The following is a 14,698-nucleotide window of genomic DNA, read 5'->3' as shown; positions in this document are numbered from 1 at the left end:
CCGCACACTGCGCAAGGGGAGGGCGAGCGCGAAGCAGCTCATAGCACCAGTCCACTCAGCAGGCGGCTGATGAGGCCCAACCCGATGGTCACCGCCAGCACCAGCACCAGGAGCAGCCAGGGCCGGAAAGGCCGGCGCTCGACTTGGTGCTGAGGGGCTTGCAGGTACGCATCGACACGACGCTGATCTTCAGGATTCAGACGGCTGGTCATGGTGGGCCTCGTCAGGTAGACGTTTGTGACTGCATGCACGCTACAGCGTTCATGCAGGCGCTTGAGACAAATGATAATGCTTTCTATCCCTGGCGCCGAGTGTACGCCATTGCAATGATGCTCGGCACTGGATCAAAGACTGATGCCCACGTCGAACACGATGCTGCGCCCCAGGTTGCCACGCAGGAAATCCGGCGCATCGGGGTGGGCGAACAGCACCCGGGCAAAGGTCGGCCCCACCAGCGACAGCGACCGCCAGCCCTGGCGCAGGTACTCGGTGGGCGGCGGGAAGTGGGTGTTGAGGTCGAGCACTTCGCGCTTGAGGCTGGAGAAGGCGATGATGTCCAGCTCGCCCAGCTCCAGCCCGCGTTCGCGGTAGTTGTGCGCCTTCTTGCGCAAGGTCGGCGCCAGGCGCGCGAGCAGTTCGGTGGCGGCGATGCGCCGTGGGCGGGTTTCGCGGCGAACCAGCTGCGCCAGGGAGAAGGCGCTGCGCCGGCGCTGCAGCTCTTCGCGCCACTCGTCGTTCAGGCGGCGGCCCTCGTCGAGCACGAAAAACACCTCGAATGCCGCATCGCGAAACAGCACGTCTGGTGGCTCCTGGCCGGCCGGGGTGAAGTCTTCGCTGCGGTAAGGGATGTTCAGCCCCTGCAACAGGCGCTGGCACACCCACCGCTCCCGCTCCCACTTGCGGGCGTTGGAGAGGAAGGCATTGGCTTGTTCGGCCTGGATGGTAAGCAGGCGCAGGTAGTCTGAGTCATCCATGGGAACAAGCTTAGTCGCTAATCGATGACGGTAAGATGCTGTTTGTGCGTAGGAATCGGGGCAGGGTATAGACTCAGGTTTTAACCACATGGCAGTCAGGGGTATTTCAGGTGATCAGCGCACAGGTGTTGTCCACAACCAGCCTTGCCGTGGGCTGGTGCGGTTATGTGCCCGTGCTGATCTGGGCGGCCAGCCGCACGCGCTGGGTGGAGCTGGTCACCGACCGACGCCGCCAGCACTTGCTGTTCGGCACGGTGTTCTGCCTGTTTGCCCTGTGGTTGGTGCGGCGCGATTTCGAAACGGGGGTGTCGTACCACTTCATCGGCATGACGGCGGTGACCTTGCTGCTGGACTGGCCGTTGGCGGTGCTCGGTGGTTTCTTTGCCCAGCTGGGCCTGCTGGCGCTGGGGCGCCAGGACCTGGCGGCGCTTGGGGTCAATGGGCTGCTGCTGGTGGGCTTGCCGGTACTGATTACCGAGGTGTGCGCGCTGCTGGTGGAGCGGGCGCAGCCGCGTAACCTGTTCGTGTATATCTTCTGCTCGGGGTTCTTTCCCGCCGCGTTGACGGTGCTGGTGTGCCTGCCGGTAGCGCTTGGGGTGTTGTGGCTGGATGGGGTGTTCGCGATGCCGGAATGGCTCAGCGATTTCATTGGCTACCTGTGGTTGATGATGTTCCCGGAGGCGTTCATCAACGGCATGGTGATCAGCGCGCTGGTGGTGTTTTGCCCCGAGTGGCTGGAAACGTTCAACCGCACGCGCTACTTGCAGGCGCCCTGGAAGGAAGATGAGCGCTGATTGTCGTGCTGTTTGTGGTGGCCCCTGGTAGGAGCGAGCAAAGCTCGCGAAGCGCCGCCAAGCGGCGCCAACTGCACCCACCCAGGCCATTCACCTCAATGCCGCGGCTCCAGATCCCCCGAAAACAATTCATCTTCCGAATCCGGCGCCACCGGAATCTTGTGCTCCTCGGCCGCCCAGGCCCCCAGGTCGATCAATTTGCAACGGTCGGAACAGAACGGCCGGAACGCGCTCTTCTCGTTCCATTCCACAGGTGCGCCACAGGTCGGGCAATCGACGGTCAATGGCTGGCTCATGGCTGGCCTCCTCGTAAAGTCAGGTAAAAGTGGTGCAGGCGGTCAATCTGCTCGTGCAGCGCGGCGAGGTCGCCGTCATTGACCACCACATCGTCGGCATGGCCCAGGCGTTCCTCACGCCCCAGCTGGGCCTTGAGAATTGCCTGCACCTGCTCGGCACTGGTGTTGTCACGTGCCAGGGTGCGTTCTACCTGCAGCGCCTCAGGCACATCGATCACCAGCACGCGCTGCACCTTCTGGTACTGGCCCGATTCGACCAGCAGCGGCGACACATACACCGCATAGGGCGACTCGGCCTTGGCCAGGTAGCTGAAGATTTCCTGCCCGATCAGCGGGTGCAGCAGTTGTTCCAGCCACTTGCGCTGGGCCGGGTCGGCGAAGATCAACTGGCGCAGCGCCGCACGGTCGAGCTGGCCGTCTTCCAGCAGCACGCCAGGGCCGAAGCGCTCGACGATGCTGGCCAGTGCCGGGCGGCCGGGCTCGACCACCCAGCGCGCCGCCTGGTCGGCATCGACCAGGTGCACGCCAAGTTCGACGAAACGCTCGGCGGCCGCGCTCTTGCCGCTGCCGATGCCGCCGGTAAGCCCGAGAATCCAGGGGGTGAAGGCCTTGGTGGTCATCACATTCCAAACTGTTGCAGGTAGAAGGTGACTATTTCATCACCCCAGAGCACGGCAATCCACCCCGCAATTGCCAGATAGGGCCCGAACGGAATCGCGGTGCGCACCGATTGCCCGCGCAGGCGCAACAGGCACAGGCCCGCCACCACCCCAACCAATGACGACAGCAGCAACGTCACCGGCAGCACCTGCCAACCGCCCCAGGCGCCGATCAGCGCCAGCAGCTTGAAGTCGCCATGGCCCATGCCTTCCTTGCCGGTAACCAACTTGAACACCCAATACACCGTCCACAGGCTGAGGTAGCCGGCCACCGCGCCCCACAGCGCATCGTGCAACGGCACCAGGGTGCCCAGGGCATTGACCATCAGCCCCAGCCACAGCGTTGGCAGCACCAGCACGTCGGGCAACAGTTGCTGGTCATGGTCGATCAGGCTCAGCGCCAGCAGGCTCCAGGTGAGCAACAGCAGGGCCAGGGCCTCCAAGCCAGGGCCGGAGTGCCAGGCCACCGTCATCGACAGCAATGCGCAAGCCACTTCCACCAGTGGATAACGGGCACTGATCGGCTGCTTGCAGGCCGAGCAACGCCCGCGCAATGCCAGGTAGCTGAGCACCGGAATGTTCTCCCAGGCACGGATGCCATGGCCGCAATGCGGGCAGTGGGAGGCGGGCAGCGACAGGTTGAAGCGTGTGTGCTCGGTGGTCGGCAGGCCCAGCACCTCTTGCGCTTCGCGCTGCCACTGGCGGTCGAGCATGATTGGCAGGCGGTACGCCACCACATTGAGAAAACTGCCCACCAGCAGGCCGAGCACGGTCGCCAGGGTAATGAAGTAGGCCGGATGCCCGGCCAGGAAAGTCCACAGAGTCATGTTCAGATCAAGCTACCCAACTGGAAGATCGGCAGGTACATCGCCACCACCAGCCCACCGACCAGCAGGCCCAGAACCAGCACGATGGCGGGCTCCAGCAGGCTGGTCAACTGGTCCAGCGCCTGGCTGACCTGTTCCTCGTAATGGCTGGCGGATTTTTCCAGCATCAGGTCCAGCGTGCCGCTGGATTCGCCAATGGCCGTCAGTTGCACCAGCAGTGGTGGGAACAACGGTTCCAGCGCCATCGCCTGGTTCAGCGCCTGGCCGTTGGCCATGGCCCGGCGCACCTGCATCACCGCCTGCTCGTGCAGGCTGCTGCCACAGGCCCTGGCCACCGTGCCCAGTGCATCGAGCAGCGGCACCCCCGCTGCATAGGAGGTTGCCAGGGTGCGGGCGAAACGGGCCAGGGCGGCCTGGTTCAGCAGCGGCCCGAACACCGGCAGGCGCAAGGCCTGGCGAGATATCCACAGGCGCGCTGGTGCATGCTTTCGGTAAAGCTGGCTAACTGCAAACCCCAAGACAAGCCCAGTGATTGCCAGCACCGGCGCATACCGCCCCAGCCCTGTGGATAAGTCGATCACCCATTGGGTGAACGCTGGCAGCCCCGCCTCGAACCCGGCAAACAGGCTTTCGAAGCGCGGAATCACTTCCAGCAACAAGATCGCCGCAACACCCAGCCCGGTCAGCAACAGCAGCAGCGGGTAGAACATCGCCTTGCGCACCCGCTTGTGCAACACCTGGCGCTGCTCCAGCATGCCCGCCAGTTGCTCCAGCTGCCGGTCCAGCGTGCCAGACTGCTCGCCCACGCGAATCAGGTTGCAGTACACGCCATCGAACCACGCCGGGTGGCGCTGCAGCGCATCCGCCAACCCCAGCCCTGCGGCCACATCCTGTTTCAATTGGCCGAGCAACGCCGCCTGCGCCGCGCTGCAGCCACTGCGGCCCATCACCTCGAAGGCCTGCAACAGCGGCACCCCGGCCTTGAGCAAGGTCGCCAACTGCCGGCTGAACCCCGCTGGGTCGGCCTTCACCCGCGCCTTCGGCAAGCGCCATTCAAAGCTGCCTGTAGGCCGCAGGCTGGCCACCCGGATACCCTGGCGCAGCAGCCCGGCCCGCGCATACGCCGGGCTGCGCCCGCTGATTTGGCCGCTGACCGCGGCACCGCTGGCGTTGGTGCCGCGCCAGGTGTAGAGCTGTGTAGAAGTGTTCATGCCAAGGTCCTTTTTCCACCCCGGCGACAAGCCTGGAAACAGCTTGCCGCCTCCCTGGGCAGGCGTGCGTCCGTGATGCTCACTAGAGTAGTTCAGCGAAGATGACGCCCTGGCGGGCAGGGGTGACAAAAGGTGTCTGTTCAGGCCTACTGCGCCGCTGTCCGCTGGGGCGAGCCTGACCCTCACGGCTACACGTATCAAAAAGGAAACCGTTCATGAAAGGGCAACGCGGCATTACCCTGATCGAATTGATGATCGTCATTGCGATCATCGGCATTCTTACGACCATCGCCTTGCCGATGTACACCAACCACCAGTCCCGCGCCAAGGCAGCGGCTGGCTTGCTGGAAATCAGCGCGCTGAAAACGGCCATGGACCTGCGCCTGAACGAAGGCAAGGACGTCGCCAACGTATCCGCCCTGGGCGGCCAGCCCGCCACCGCGCACTGCGCGATCACCGCCACCGGCAAGGCCGCCGACGGCACCGCCGCCATCACCTGCACCCTGGCCGACGCCCCGGCCAACGTGCTGGGCAAGACCCTGACCCTGTCGCGCACGGCCAGCGGCTGGCAGTGTGCGACCAATATCGAGGAAGACCTGGCGCCAAGCGGGTGCACGGCGTCGTGAAGAAAGGGGAATAAGCCGGGGAAACAGGGGTTTACGCAGCGGGTGCGGCAGTGGTACGTTGCGCTACACGCCGGTGTAGCTCAGTCGGTAGAGCAGCGCACTCGTAACGCGAAGGTCGCAGGTTCGATTCCTGTCTCCGGCACCAGTACTCTAGGTTTGATGCAGCTTTGTTTGCATATAGCCTTCCCTAAAATGCCCGCCCTGTGCGGGCATTTTTGTTTCTACTTCCTTCACCCCGACGCCTTCCAGCCGCTGCCCACCGGGCGCCGTTTTCGACTTAATCTCTGACCACTTTCCACTTAGGCTTGCACGATTTTTGAGATAGTGCTTATCTGGTTTCTGGCTTTCGCCCAGTATTTACGGGGTGTTTGTCAAAAAATTTAAAGATAGTGCGTTTGCCGATTAGAGATAATTTTTAGATGGCCAGCTTTTCTCATCACGATCTCCGACTGCTGAACCCTTCCTTTGACTCGCCTCTGGTTGACGTGCTGAGTGAGCTTGAATTCCTGCGCAGGTTGAGGCTGGAGGGGGACACGCCGCCGCAGGTTTTCTTCCAGCTCAAGGGGCTGTTCCATACGTTGGAGAGCTTGGGGTCTGCGCGGATCGAGGGCAACCACACCACCCTGGCGGACTACATTGACAGCAAGGTTGAAGGGAAAGCTGAAAGCACTGATCAGTTGCTTGAGGTTGCAAATATCGAGAAGGCGATGGACTACATCGAGGAGGTGATGAAGCCTGGTGTAGACCTGACAGAGCACACCATTCGCGAGCTGCATGCCCTGACCGTACTCGGTTTGCGCCGCGAAGGCGACAAGACGCCCGGGGCCTACCGCGAAGGGCCTGTCAGGATTTCCCAATCCGAACACTCCCCGCCAGATGCTGTGCTGGTGTCCCAATACATGCAGGAGCTGGTCAGCTTCATCAATCGCGACGACTCACCCAAGTACGCGTTGATGAAGGTTGCCTTGGCCCACCATCGTTTCGGTTGGATTCACCCATTCGGCAATGGCAATGGGCGGGTAGTGAGGCTGCTCACCTATGCGCTGTTGATGAAGTACGGCTTCAACGTAAATGTGGGTGGGAGGGTGCTCAACCCTACGGCAGTGTTTTGCAATGACCGAGAAAATTACTACGCCATGCTTGGAGTGGCCGATACCGGCACCACCGAGGGCTTGGAGGCGTGGTGCGTCTATGTATTGCAAGGCATTCGGGACGAGCTTGAGAAAGTAGACAGGCTTACCAACTATGCCTATCTCACGGAGTGCATCCTGTCGCCGGCAGTGGCTTTTGCGCGCAGCCGCGAGTGGATTACAGAAGCTGAAGAGCACGTCCTGGCCTGTGCGATCAAAATGAAGGTAGTGAAGTCGGCAGACATTGCCCATGCGCTGCCCAAGCTCACGGCTGGCCAGCGAACCTATCAGATCAAGAGGCTGGTCGACCAAGGCATGCTTGTTCCGGTTAGCGCGGGGTCAAGGCAGTACACGATTGGCTTCTCCAGTAATTACCTCATACGCGGGGTAATCAAGGCACTGAGAGAGCAGGGTTTCATCCCTGAGCCACTTGATAAGCCGTGATAGTGGTTTGGTCCAGGTGCTCAGGTGGGAGCAGGCATTCGACATGTACCCAACACCCTATGGGAGATAACCCAGCCCTGCGGGTAGTGCTGTCGCGCAGGGTACATTGCCAGCAGGTGCGCCGCGCCCCCCTGTAGGAGCGGGCTTGCCCCGCGAACACCGGCGAAGCCGGTGCCATCCACCGCGTCGCCTGCTTCGCGGGGCAAGCCCGCTCCTACAGAATTATCTGTTAAATCATATTGTTATGATGTTTTCCATGAGAGCCAACCCACCTCTGCGGGCTGCGCTGGCGCGCAGGGAACAGTGCCAGCAGGCGCGCTGCAATTTACCCTGTGGGAGCGGGCTTGCCCGCGAAGCAAGCGACGCGGTAGATAGCACCGGCGATGAGGCCATCAGCGCTGGCGGCTCGCCTGGCCGCCGAGCAACTGGCGGGCCCGCGCCGCCAGCTGTTCACAACCCGAAGGGATCAGCACGCAGATCCCCAGATAATGCTGCAGGTGCAAGGTGATGATCTGCGTTTCCACCTGCAGGTCCCAGTAGCGCTCATCCAGCCCGTCCAGGCGCTGCGTCCAGCCCGGTTTCCAGAGTGCACGCCAATTGCTCGAAAAGGCTCTGGTCGGCGACGGTCGATACTTCGATTTCCAGCGTTGATCCCTCGCGGTGCAGGCCGGCAGATGCACCGCGAGCCTAGCACACGGCCCCTCCCTGATTTTTCAGGCATTGCTGGAACTGACGAGGCAATTACCCGTCTAGGGAGAGGGCTGCGTTGTGTGCCCGCAACGACGACTCTGCGCACTGCCATTGAGATCCATCCAAAACGCTGGAATGATCGGGCGCTGCCTCGCCGTGGATACCAGTAGCAGCAAGCGGCACAAGCGTTGCTGCAATGAAACGCGGCGCTCGGCGTAACCTCGAAAAGCTAGGGAAGATTCGACTTGAAGCAATGGAATGACCGGCACTGTGGATACTGACAAACCGCTGTACCTCAAATCTGGCAACGCTGTGCTGGCCGGCCTGTTCGGGCTGGTGTCGCTCTATCCGGGCATCTCGCCTGCCCAGGAGCAGCCGGCCAAGCAAGACTTCTTCAGAGTCATGTGCGAAAAAGAGAACAACTGTACCTACCAGATCAAGGGGCCCCGGCCCGGTGCGACCAGCTGGGTGTACGAACTGGCCGGGCTCAAAGTGGCCATCCCTGATGACTTCGTGCCCGAGTTCGTAACCGGGCCCTTGCCGGCGTCAGGGGGTAGGGTCTTTGCTGTGTGGTTCCCGGGTTTCACCCCGGCAACGCCCGAGCAAAGGAAGCAAGGCGTTCTGAGCAATGATCAGAAAGGGCGTGATATCGTCCTCTTCGAGTTCTACCAGAACGACCCGAACGTTCGCCCGGTCCGTGTCGAAGAGCTTGAGCAAGACATGGTCCGCCGCAGAAGCGCCCCGCAGCCGGTATCCGCCATCCCCTCCCTGCAGGAGTATGCAGTGCCCGGCAAACCGAGCTATTTTCGCTCGACCGATCTGGGCATCCGCTACCCCGACGGCCTGCCCGTGTACTTTGGATGCCAGGGTGACCCGATTGCATTCGGCTACGACCCCATCGTGAACGCGAAAAACCAACAATGCATCATGCAGATGACCTGGCCTAACGGTTTCATATTGAAGCTGCACTTTGACCAGAGCCAGCTCCCGCAGTGGCGAACGATCCTTGAGAAAGGCACCGAGTACTTTAAAACCCTTGAAGCGGACCATCGCCTGCCTTCGGGCACGCTTGCGTTGGACTGACGTTCATACGCTGCAGTCGCCCTGATCGCAGATGGCTTTGCAGCAATTCCCCTCGTGACAAACGCCGATGCCACCAACAACAGCGATGTAGATGATGGTGCCGCAGACCAAGGAATGGGCTGCACCTGACTGACAGTCAGGCATGCCCCGGTCATCGCATTGCTGCGTTCACCCGGCTCAGGATCTCGCGGCACTGGTCTCGTCAGCCAATGCAATCTCCACTCGCCCACCGGTAACGGTGCTAAGGAGGCCAGATCATGAGATGCCCTTGCTCCCGGTCGTAAGGAGCCGCCAGTCCCGCGAAGAGGACATTCCCCACAGGTCGCAGGGGCCTTGATCCCTGATAACACTCAACATTCTTGGCGGGATGACGTGGGGCGAGGATCGGAGATCGGATGATGAGGTGACTGGCATGGCATTGGTGGGTAGACACGACGGCCGTAATTTCGGCTATGGCAGGCAATTGAGCTACGCAGGGCCGCAGGCGCTGAAAGACATGTTCTGCGGTGGCCACTACGGCACGGTGAAGGCACACTGTGATCGGTGGCTGGCATTCGTGAAATGGTGCCGCTCCGAACAGGGACCCGGTATCAATGATGCGCGGCAGATTGATCGAAAAGTGTTGGCCGACTATGCAGCGTATCTGCGCGACGCGGTTGGGCGCGGTGACCTCGCCGTCAGCACCGCACAAAATCGGCTATCCAGCGTTAACAGGACCATGACGGCGCTTCGCGGTGATCAGTGCGTGAAATTGCCAAGTCCGAGCAAGGCGCTGGTTATGCAGCGCACCGGGGTTCGACATTCAGTGCCGCAGGGCCAAGACCGCGAGCTGGTTAAGCAGATCGTCGATGCGCTTTGTAACCAACATCAACTATGGGCTGCCGCGATTGTTTTGTTGGCGCGAGCCACCGGCATGCGCTTGCGTGAGGCTATCTTGGCTGATCTGCCACGGCTAAGCCGTGAGGCTAACGACCTAGGCAGGATTAACATCCAGGACGGCACCAAAGGCGGCCGCGCCGGGGCTTCAGCGCCACGCTGGATCGCGGTGGACGACCATGTTCGAGGTGCACTTGAGTTTGCACGACAGGTGTCGCCTGCGGATAGCCGCAACCTGATTGCGCCACACGAAAGCTATCTAAATCTTCTGCAAGAAATCATCCGCCCTGCACGGGACATCCTGCATGCACACAATCTCAAAGGCTTCCATGAGCTACGAGCGGCGTACGCATGTGAGCGCTATAAGCAAATCACCCAACATCGCGCGCCTATCAACGGTGGCCAATGCTCCTTGGCAGATAGAAACCTTGATCGTGAAGCCCGACGGCAAATCAGCTATGAACTGGGGCACGGTCGGATCGACGTTGTCGCTGCCTACGTAGGAGGTCGCAGATGAATAAGGTATTCGATATGGAGCTGTTCTTGGCTGCGGTGCTGACCGTATCGCATTCCACACAACAACGCCATTTGCGGCAGGCGAGAGTCATCCAAGCAGAAATCTCAGAGCGTTGGCAGCGACAGACGCCTTGGGCTTGGCAGAAAAAGCATGTGGATTGGCTTCTTGAGCATCGCCTAAATCGACGCAGCGAGGCGACGCGGTATTACTATCTGCTGACTGTGCGGCTGCTCGCCCGTCGTTTGCAAAAAGCATGGGTGTTCAACCTCTGAGCGAGGTACTGCTCTGGATAGGCACGACTGGAAGCAATCGACCCATAGCTGTCCTTGGCGGAGGCCGGTTACAGGCCAGGATAGATGCGAGCATCGTGTCTCTGTTCGGTCTTATCAAGCGGGAGACTTCCCGGTTTCCCCTGCTCTTTTAAAATCAAGGTTCCGGAATGGCCGCCGATAAGGGCAGAGCATTACGGCCTTTTACCGTATGCCTGACACACTGATCAAAGCATGGAGCGAGATATGGCATATAGAGACGATCCGGATTTGAAATTCCTGGGTTCGATGGATTCCAGTGACCTGAATGATCTGGTCTATTGCTTGGTTTATGACAAAGACGGTAGCTCGCGGCTGACCGAAGAGCTGTCCACGACGCCCGAATATAAGTCGCATTATCCTGACCACAGACGTTACTGGCAGCAGATCGCCGCCGAGATCCAGTGTTTCGGGGGGAACACGATTGCCACGATGCTCCGTGGTGGTAAAGGTGTCTTGTACCGTGAGGTACTGGAGGATGTCTGCGACAAGCTCAAGGTCAACTACAACAAGGGCTCGAGCATCGACCTGATCGAACAGAACCTGCTGAGCAAGATTTTGCGCGACGCGCTGGAAAAGATGTCCGCCGAAGAGATCAAGGCCTTGGGCGAATCCATTGGCCTCAAGAACACCAACCTGTTTACGGCGGAAGCGATGTTTGGTGTATTCCAAACCGTGTTTCGGGCAGGCGGCTTCAAGTCGTATCAACTGACGGCGATTGTGGTCAACGCCGTCCTCAAGGCGCTCATCGGTCGCGGCCTGAGCTTCGCTGCCACCGGCACGATGATGAGAACGATGGCGGTCATCACCGGGCCGATCGGCTGGGTTGTCACCGGAGCGTGGACTGCCGTGGACATTGCCAGTCCAGCCTTCAGGGTCACCATTCCGACCGTTATCCAGATCGCCGCACTTCGGCAGAAACAGGCTTACGGCGCAGCGGCTGAACAGGTTTCGTTTGGTTGACTCATTGTCTATGGATCTGTAAGTGTCCGGCGAACTCATCTTCCGAGCTTCAGCATTGAAAGCGATGGTGCCCATGTATTTGAGCGGACACCATTGACCTTAATGCTGGAGTTCGGAAGGTGAGTTCGCCGGACGTTTACTTTGAGCAGGCTGATACCACTTGTGAAGCCCTGCGTCTGATTTTCACGCAATAGCACCGTCGCGGGAATCGTCCCCCAGCAAAGCTCGCCCCGCCGAGTCAGTGGCCAGCAGGCTGTACTGGTGTAGGTTCAGGGAGCGCCCGTTGTTGTATTCCACATTCCGCTGGGTTCCCTCAAACACGAAGCCAATTTGCGCTATTGGTCACTGACAGCTATGGGTCGAGAGCAGCTAGTCACGACGGACCGCTATCGACCCGAAACTGCCCTTCACGAAGGGCAGCAATCGGCCGGAGGCGGTCATTCTGTGTCTAGAAAAATCGGGCAACTCAATGTTTAAGTCGAGCAGAAGGCTCCTGGCTCAGCGCTACAACGATCAAATGAATCCTATACGATCAGAGCCTGGTTCATTACGCGAAAACAGAACATAACGAGGAGTACAAAAAGTGAGCAATAGCATCCGCCCGCCGGTATGGCAGATGGTTCGGGAAGCGGCACAGCAGATGAACGGGGAATGCACCTACGCTGCGATTAAAGCAATGGTGAGGTCGATGTATGGTCATGACGTCAACGACAGTTCCATGACGTGCAGCATCATCTCGGGGGCAGTGAATCACCCATCACGTATTCATTACAGCGAGAACAAGAAACCAAGGCTTACAGACACGGCCTACGACTATCTGTATAGCACTGGGCGCGGCCGGGTCGTTTGGTACCAACCAGAGAAGCACGGCGTCTGGGAGATCGCACAATCTGCTGATGGCGCAATGCTCGTCCGCCTCGCTGACGGGATGGGTGAGAATCCGCTGCCGACAGGTGAGGTTATTGAGGCATCCGATGAGGCGTACAGCATGTTCGCTCTGGAGGCACACCTGCGCGATTACCTTGCTAAAAAACTCCCCAAGTTACCTGGCCATGATGTGCCGCTCACGCTATACCGCACGGACGATCGCGACGGAGTGGAGTTCCAGACTGACGTCGGTCCAATTGACATCCTGGCGACGGGAAACGGTGATTTCTATGTCCTCGAACTGAAACTAGGCCGTGGGCCTGACGCGGCAATGGGACAAATCCTTCGTTACATGGGCTGGGTGAAAGAGCACCTTGCGGGCGAGAGAACTGTGTATGGCGTCATCGTTGCGTCGGACATCGGCCAGAAACTGCGATACGCGGCATCGCAAGTGCCAAATGTCCGCCTGATGGAATATGACCTTGCTGTATCGCTTCGATCCGTGGCGTTGCATAGTTGACTGGATGCCACCCGCCAGCAAAGCCATGGTCAGCCAATATCTTCCAGTGAATGGAGCGCTGACGAGATAGGATTACGGTCTCTTCTGGTCGTTTTCTGCTGCTGACTACGAGATGAAAGGGGCCAAAAGCGGAGATTATGTCTAATTCCAGTTTTTGCTCTCGGAGGTCTTTTTGAGGTAGGCGAACAAATGAGCGCGTTTCTAACGGCATTAATGGCATTTTGCCTGCTAAAGAGCGCCTGAATATGCCAGAATCTGCTCTTGTACCCAACGGCCAAGGAAAGGTATGAGTTTTTTTGATCGCTTATTCGCGTTCCGACAGAACGAATTTCGGACACCCCTTGAGGACTTCCTCACCGAACTCTTTGCCGAGTGGCTGCGTCAGGTAACGCTTGGTGGTCGAGTCGCAGAGGTCCTGACTGATCTCTTCAAATTAGCACCGGCCCAACTTGGTGAGTTGAATAATCTCAATTCCATTGTCTGGGAAACTCAGTACGTCATCGGTCCTGGCGACCATGGGGCGGAGGGTAAGCGCCCAGACCTGATTGGGCGATGCTCTAATTTTTTTCTGATCATCGAGAGCAAAATTGCAGCTGGATTTACCCAATACCAAGATGAGTTGGGGAGAGTAGATCAGCTGTCCATGTATCAGTCATACCGTAGAAGTCGGAAGGAGACGTTTGGCGGCCTTGTCTTAATTACACATTCTACGTTGCCACCATCAGACTGGACTCATAAAACCTTGCATTGGCGCTCTATTGAAAAGTACTTGCGCGAATTTAAGGATCATCGCTCACCGACTAGTGCATTGAACTATCTTACTGAGCAATTGAAGAAATTCCTTGGAGACAATAGCATGAACGGAACTCGTATCGATCTGGCTGACATTACCGCCTATCCGGCCTATCAAAGACTTACTCAAGGGTTGTCAGGGCTGGGTAGAATTGCAGACAACTGCTTGAGAATCGAGCTACAGAGGACACATCTTGACAAACTTCGAGCTCCTCGTGGAGGTAGTGGCGGAGACTTCATCTGGCCTACTTTTTGTGGCTTGACGCTTACCAATGACGGTTTCAAGTGTCATGATGCTCAACTAATTTTGTGGAGCGGCACCATTGCCGGAGAAGTTTACGACTACATTGGGCCGCTCACCGCCGGAATCCCGGATCTCTCTGTTGGTATTGGCTTATGGTTCAATGAAGAAATCCGACAAGAAGCTCGTGACTATCTATTAGGATTGTGCGAGAAGCTCAATATTCATGAGAGCGACAAGTGGGTGCTGGAGATACATTCTCGTGATGGTAGAGGGCCGATTGTCTTGCTGTCGACTCGTCGATCCCTCATTGATTTGCATGTCCAAGCTGCCGGAGGCGACTTGGACGATATTGCCAGTGAGTTTTTCTCAACTCACAATAACTCACTTGTAGCTGAACTTTCATTGCCACTCATGGCGGCTGGGAAGAGTACCGATCAGTTTCTCTTTGAGATGGTAACTGCTGAATGAATCGCCTTTGGTTTTATAGACCTCAATGACAGCCTCAGGCCATAAGCTGCCCGACATGAAGGGCAGCTTCGGGTCGAAAGCGGCCTGTCGTCAGGCTTGCACGATCCCACAGGTCCCTGCTGAATCAACAAGTCATGTGCTGTTCCGAGCTTCTTACTTGAATGGGTGTCCGCTATGGGTCGTTTCTGCCTTTCCTTAGGTACCATTTGAAGTGGGTGGGAGGAGCCTCCGCAATTCCCGATTCGATTCCATTGAAAGCCATAACTAGCTGATTTTTTATAGATACCCTTTGAGGTACGCCAAAAAATCCACCAAATTCCAGCCCCGCGAAAACCGCGCCCTCACGGCCAACAACCGTCCGTCTGTCTCCGGCACCACCTATCAAGGCTTGCAGCGATGCAGGCCTTTT

General features: G+C 58.7%; 16 protein-coding genes and 1 tRNA gene. 10 read left to right on the top strand and 7 right to left on the bottom strand.

Annotated features, from left to right (window positions below):
- Positions 1 to 38 precede the first annotated feature (38 nt).
- Both F3J45_RS06760 and F3J45_RS06755 read right to left on the bottom strand, forming a co-directional pair.
- Entirely contained in the window at positions 39 to 212 is a 174-nt protein-coding gene (locus F3J45_RS06760) for a DUF3094 domain-containing protein (protein ID WP_167059242.1), read from the bottom strand.
- Positions 213 to 344: 132 nt separating this feature from the next.
- Complete coding sequence (locus tag F3J45_RS06755) at positions 345 to 974, bottom strand: DUF1780 domain-containing protein (protein WP_167059239.1); 630 nt, start codon at positions 972 to 974, stop codon at positions 345 to 347.
- Between the two features lie 110 nt (positions 975 to 1,084).
- Between F3J45_RS06755 and F3J45_RS06750 the strand changes: the two genes are divergently transcribed.
- Complete coding sequence (locus F3J45_RS06750) at positions 1,085 to 1,768, top strand: energy-coupling factor ABC transporter permease (RefSeq protein WP_167059236.1); 684 nt, start codon at positions 1,085 to 1,087, stop codon at positions 1,766 to 1,768.
- Between the two features lie 95 nt (positions 1,769 to 1,863).
- Here F3J45_RS06750 and yacG read toward each other — a convergent pair whose 3' ends face one another.
- Genes yacG through F3J45_RS06730 form a run of 4 tightly spaced genes read right to left on the bottom strand, consistent with a single transcriptional unit; the run spans position 1,864 to position 4,761 of the window.
- Complete coding sequence (gene yacG / locus F3J45_RS06745) at positions 1,864 to 2,064, bottom strand: DNA gyrase inhibitor YacG (RefSeq protein ID WP_167059234.1); 201 nt, start codon at positions 2,062 to 2,064, stop codon at positions 1,864 to 1,866.
- Positions 2,061 to 2,684, bottom strand: coding sequence for a dephospho-CoA kinase (gene coaE, locus F3J45_RS06740; RefSeq protein WP_167059231.1), 624 nt, complete (start codon positions 2,682 to 2,684; stop codon positions 2,061 to 2,063). Before coaE ends, yacG begins: the two co-directional genes overlap by 4 nt.
- Entirely contained in the window at positions 2,684 to 3,550 is an 867-nt protein-coding gene (locus F3J45_RS06735; protein WP_167059228.1) for an A24 family peptidase, read from the bottom strand. Before F3J45_RS06735 ends, coaE begins: the two co-directional genes overlap by 1 nt.
- A 2-nt stretch (positions 3,551 to 3,552) precedes the next feature.
- Complete coding sequence (locus F3J45_RS06730; RefSeq protein ID WP_167059225.1) at positions 3,553 to 4,761, bottom strand: type II secretion system F family protein; 1,209 nt, start codon at positions 4,759 to 4,761, stop codon at positions 3,553 to 3,555.
- Between the two features lie 215 nt (positions 4,762 to 4,976).
- On the opposite strand from F3J45_RS06730, the gene F3J45_RS30010 reads away from it, so the two are divergent.
- From F3J45_RS30010 to F3J45_RS06715, 3 genes are all read left to right on the top strand, one after another.
- Positions 4,977 to 5,387: a pilin gene (locus F3J45_RS30010; protein WP_167059222.1), complete on the top strand. Its 411-nt coding sequence runs from the start codon at positions 4,977 to 4,979 to the stop codon at positions 5,385 to 5,387.
- Positions 5,388 to 5,456: 69 nt separating this feature from the next.
- Positions 5,457 to 5,532: transfer RNA gene (locus F3J45_RS06720), tRNA-Thr, on the top strand.
- Positions 5,533 to 5,806: 274 nt separating this feature from the next.
- A complete protein-coding gene (locus F3J45_RS06715) occupies positions 5,807 to 6,961 on the top strand; it encodes a Fic family protein (RefSeq protein ID WP_167059219.1) in 1,155 nt (384 codons plus the stop codon).
- Positions 6,962 to 7,353: 392 nt separating this feature from the next.
- Here the strand turns inward: F3J45_RS06715 and F3J45_RS30280 are convergent, their stop codons facing one another.
- Positions 7,354 to 7,485 (bottom strand): hypothetical protein, encoded by a 132-nt coding sequence (locus F3J45_RS30280; RefSeq protein WP_255431987.1) that lies wholly within the window; start codon positions 7,483 to 7,485, stop codon positions 7,354 to 7,356.
- A 424-nt stretch (positions 7,486 to 7,909) separates the two neighbouring features.
- Between F3J45_RS30280 and F3J45_RS06705 the strand changes: the two genes are divergently transcribed.
- From F3J45_RS06705 to F3J45_RS06680, 6 genes are all read left to right on the top strand, one after another.
- Positions 7,910 to 8,734: a hypothetical protein gene (locus F3J45_RS06705; RefSeq protein ID WP_167059216.1), complete on the top strand. Its 825-nt coding sequence runs from the start codon at positions 7,910 to 7,912 to the stop codon at positions 8,732 to 8,734.
- Between the two features lie 412 nt (positions 8,735 to 9,146).
- Complete coding sequence (locus tag F3J45_RS06700) at positions 9,147 to 10,127, top strand: integrase domain-containing protein (RefSeq protein WP_167059213.1); 981 nt, start codon at positions 9,147 to 9,149, stop codon at positions 10,125 to 10,127.
- Complete coding sequence (locus F3J45_RS06695; RefSeq protein WP_167059210.1) at positions 10,124 to 10,399, top strand: hypothetical protein; 276 nt, start codon at positions 10,124 to 10,126, stop codon at positions 10,397 to 10,399. Before F3J45_RS06700 ends, F3J45_RS06695 begins: the two co-directional genes overlap by 4 nt.
- 243 nt (positions 10,400 to 10,642) lie before the next feature.
- On the top strand, positions 10,643 to 11,398 hold the full coding sequence (locus F3J45_RS06690) for a DUF3944 domain-containing protein (RefSeq protein WP_167059207.1): 756 nt from the start codon (positions 10,643 to 10,645) through the stop codon (positions 11,396 to 11,398).
- A 583-nt stretch (positions 11,399 to 11,981) separates the two neighbouring features.
- A complete protein-coding gene (locus F3J45_RS30470; RefSeq protein ID WP_167059204.1) occupies positions 11,982 to 12,785 on the top strand; it encodes an endonuclease NucS domain-containing protein in 804 nt (267 codons plus the stop codon).
- Between the two features lie 286 nt (positions 12,786 to 13,071).
- Positions 13,072 to 14,289: a hypothetical protein gene (locus F3J45_RS06680; protein ID WP_167059201.1), complete on the top strand. Its 1,218-nt coding sequence runs from the start codon at positions 13,072 to 13,074 to the stop codon at positions 14,287 to 14,289.
- The last annotated feature ends 409 nt before the right edge of the window (positions 14,290 to 14,698 follow it).

The organism is Pantoea sp. Ap-967 (assembly GCF_011752565.1).
GTDB lineage: Bacteria > Pseudomonadota > Gammaproteobacteria > Pseudomonadales > Pseudomonadaceae > Aquipseudomonas.
The sequence above is the reverse complement of the archived record's forward strand: the minus strand, read 5'-3'. Positions and strand labels throughout refer to the sequence as shown.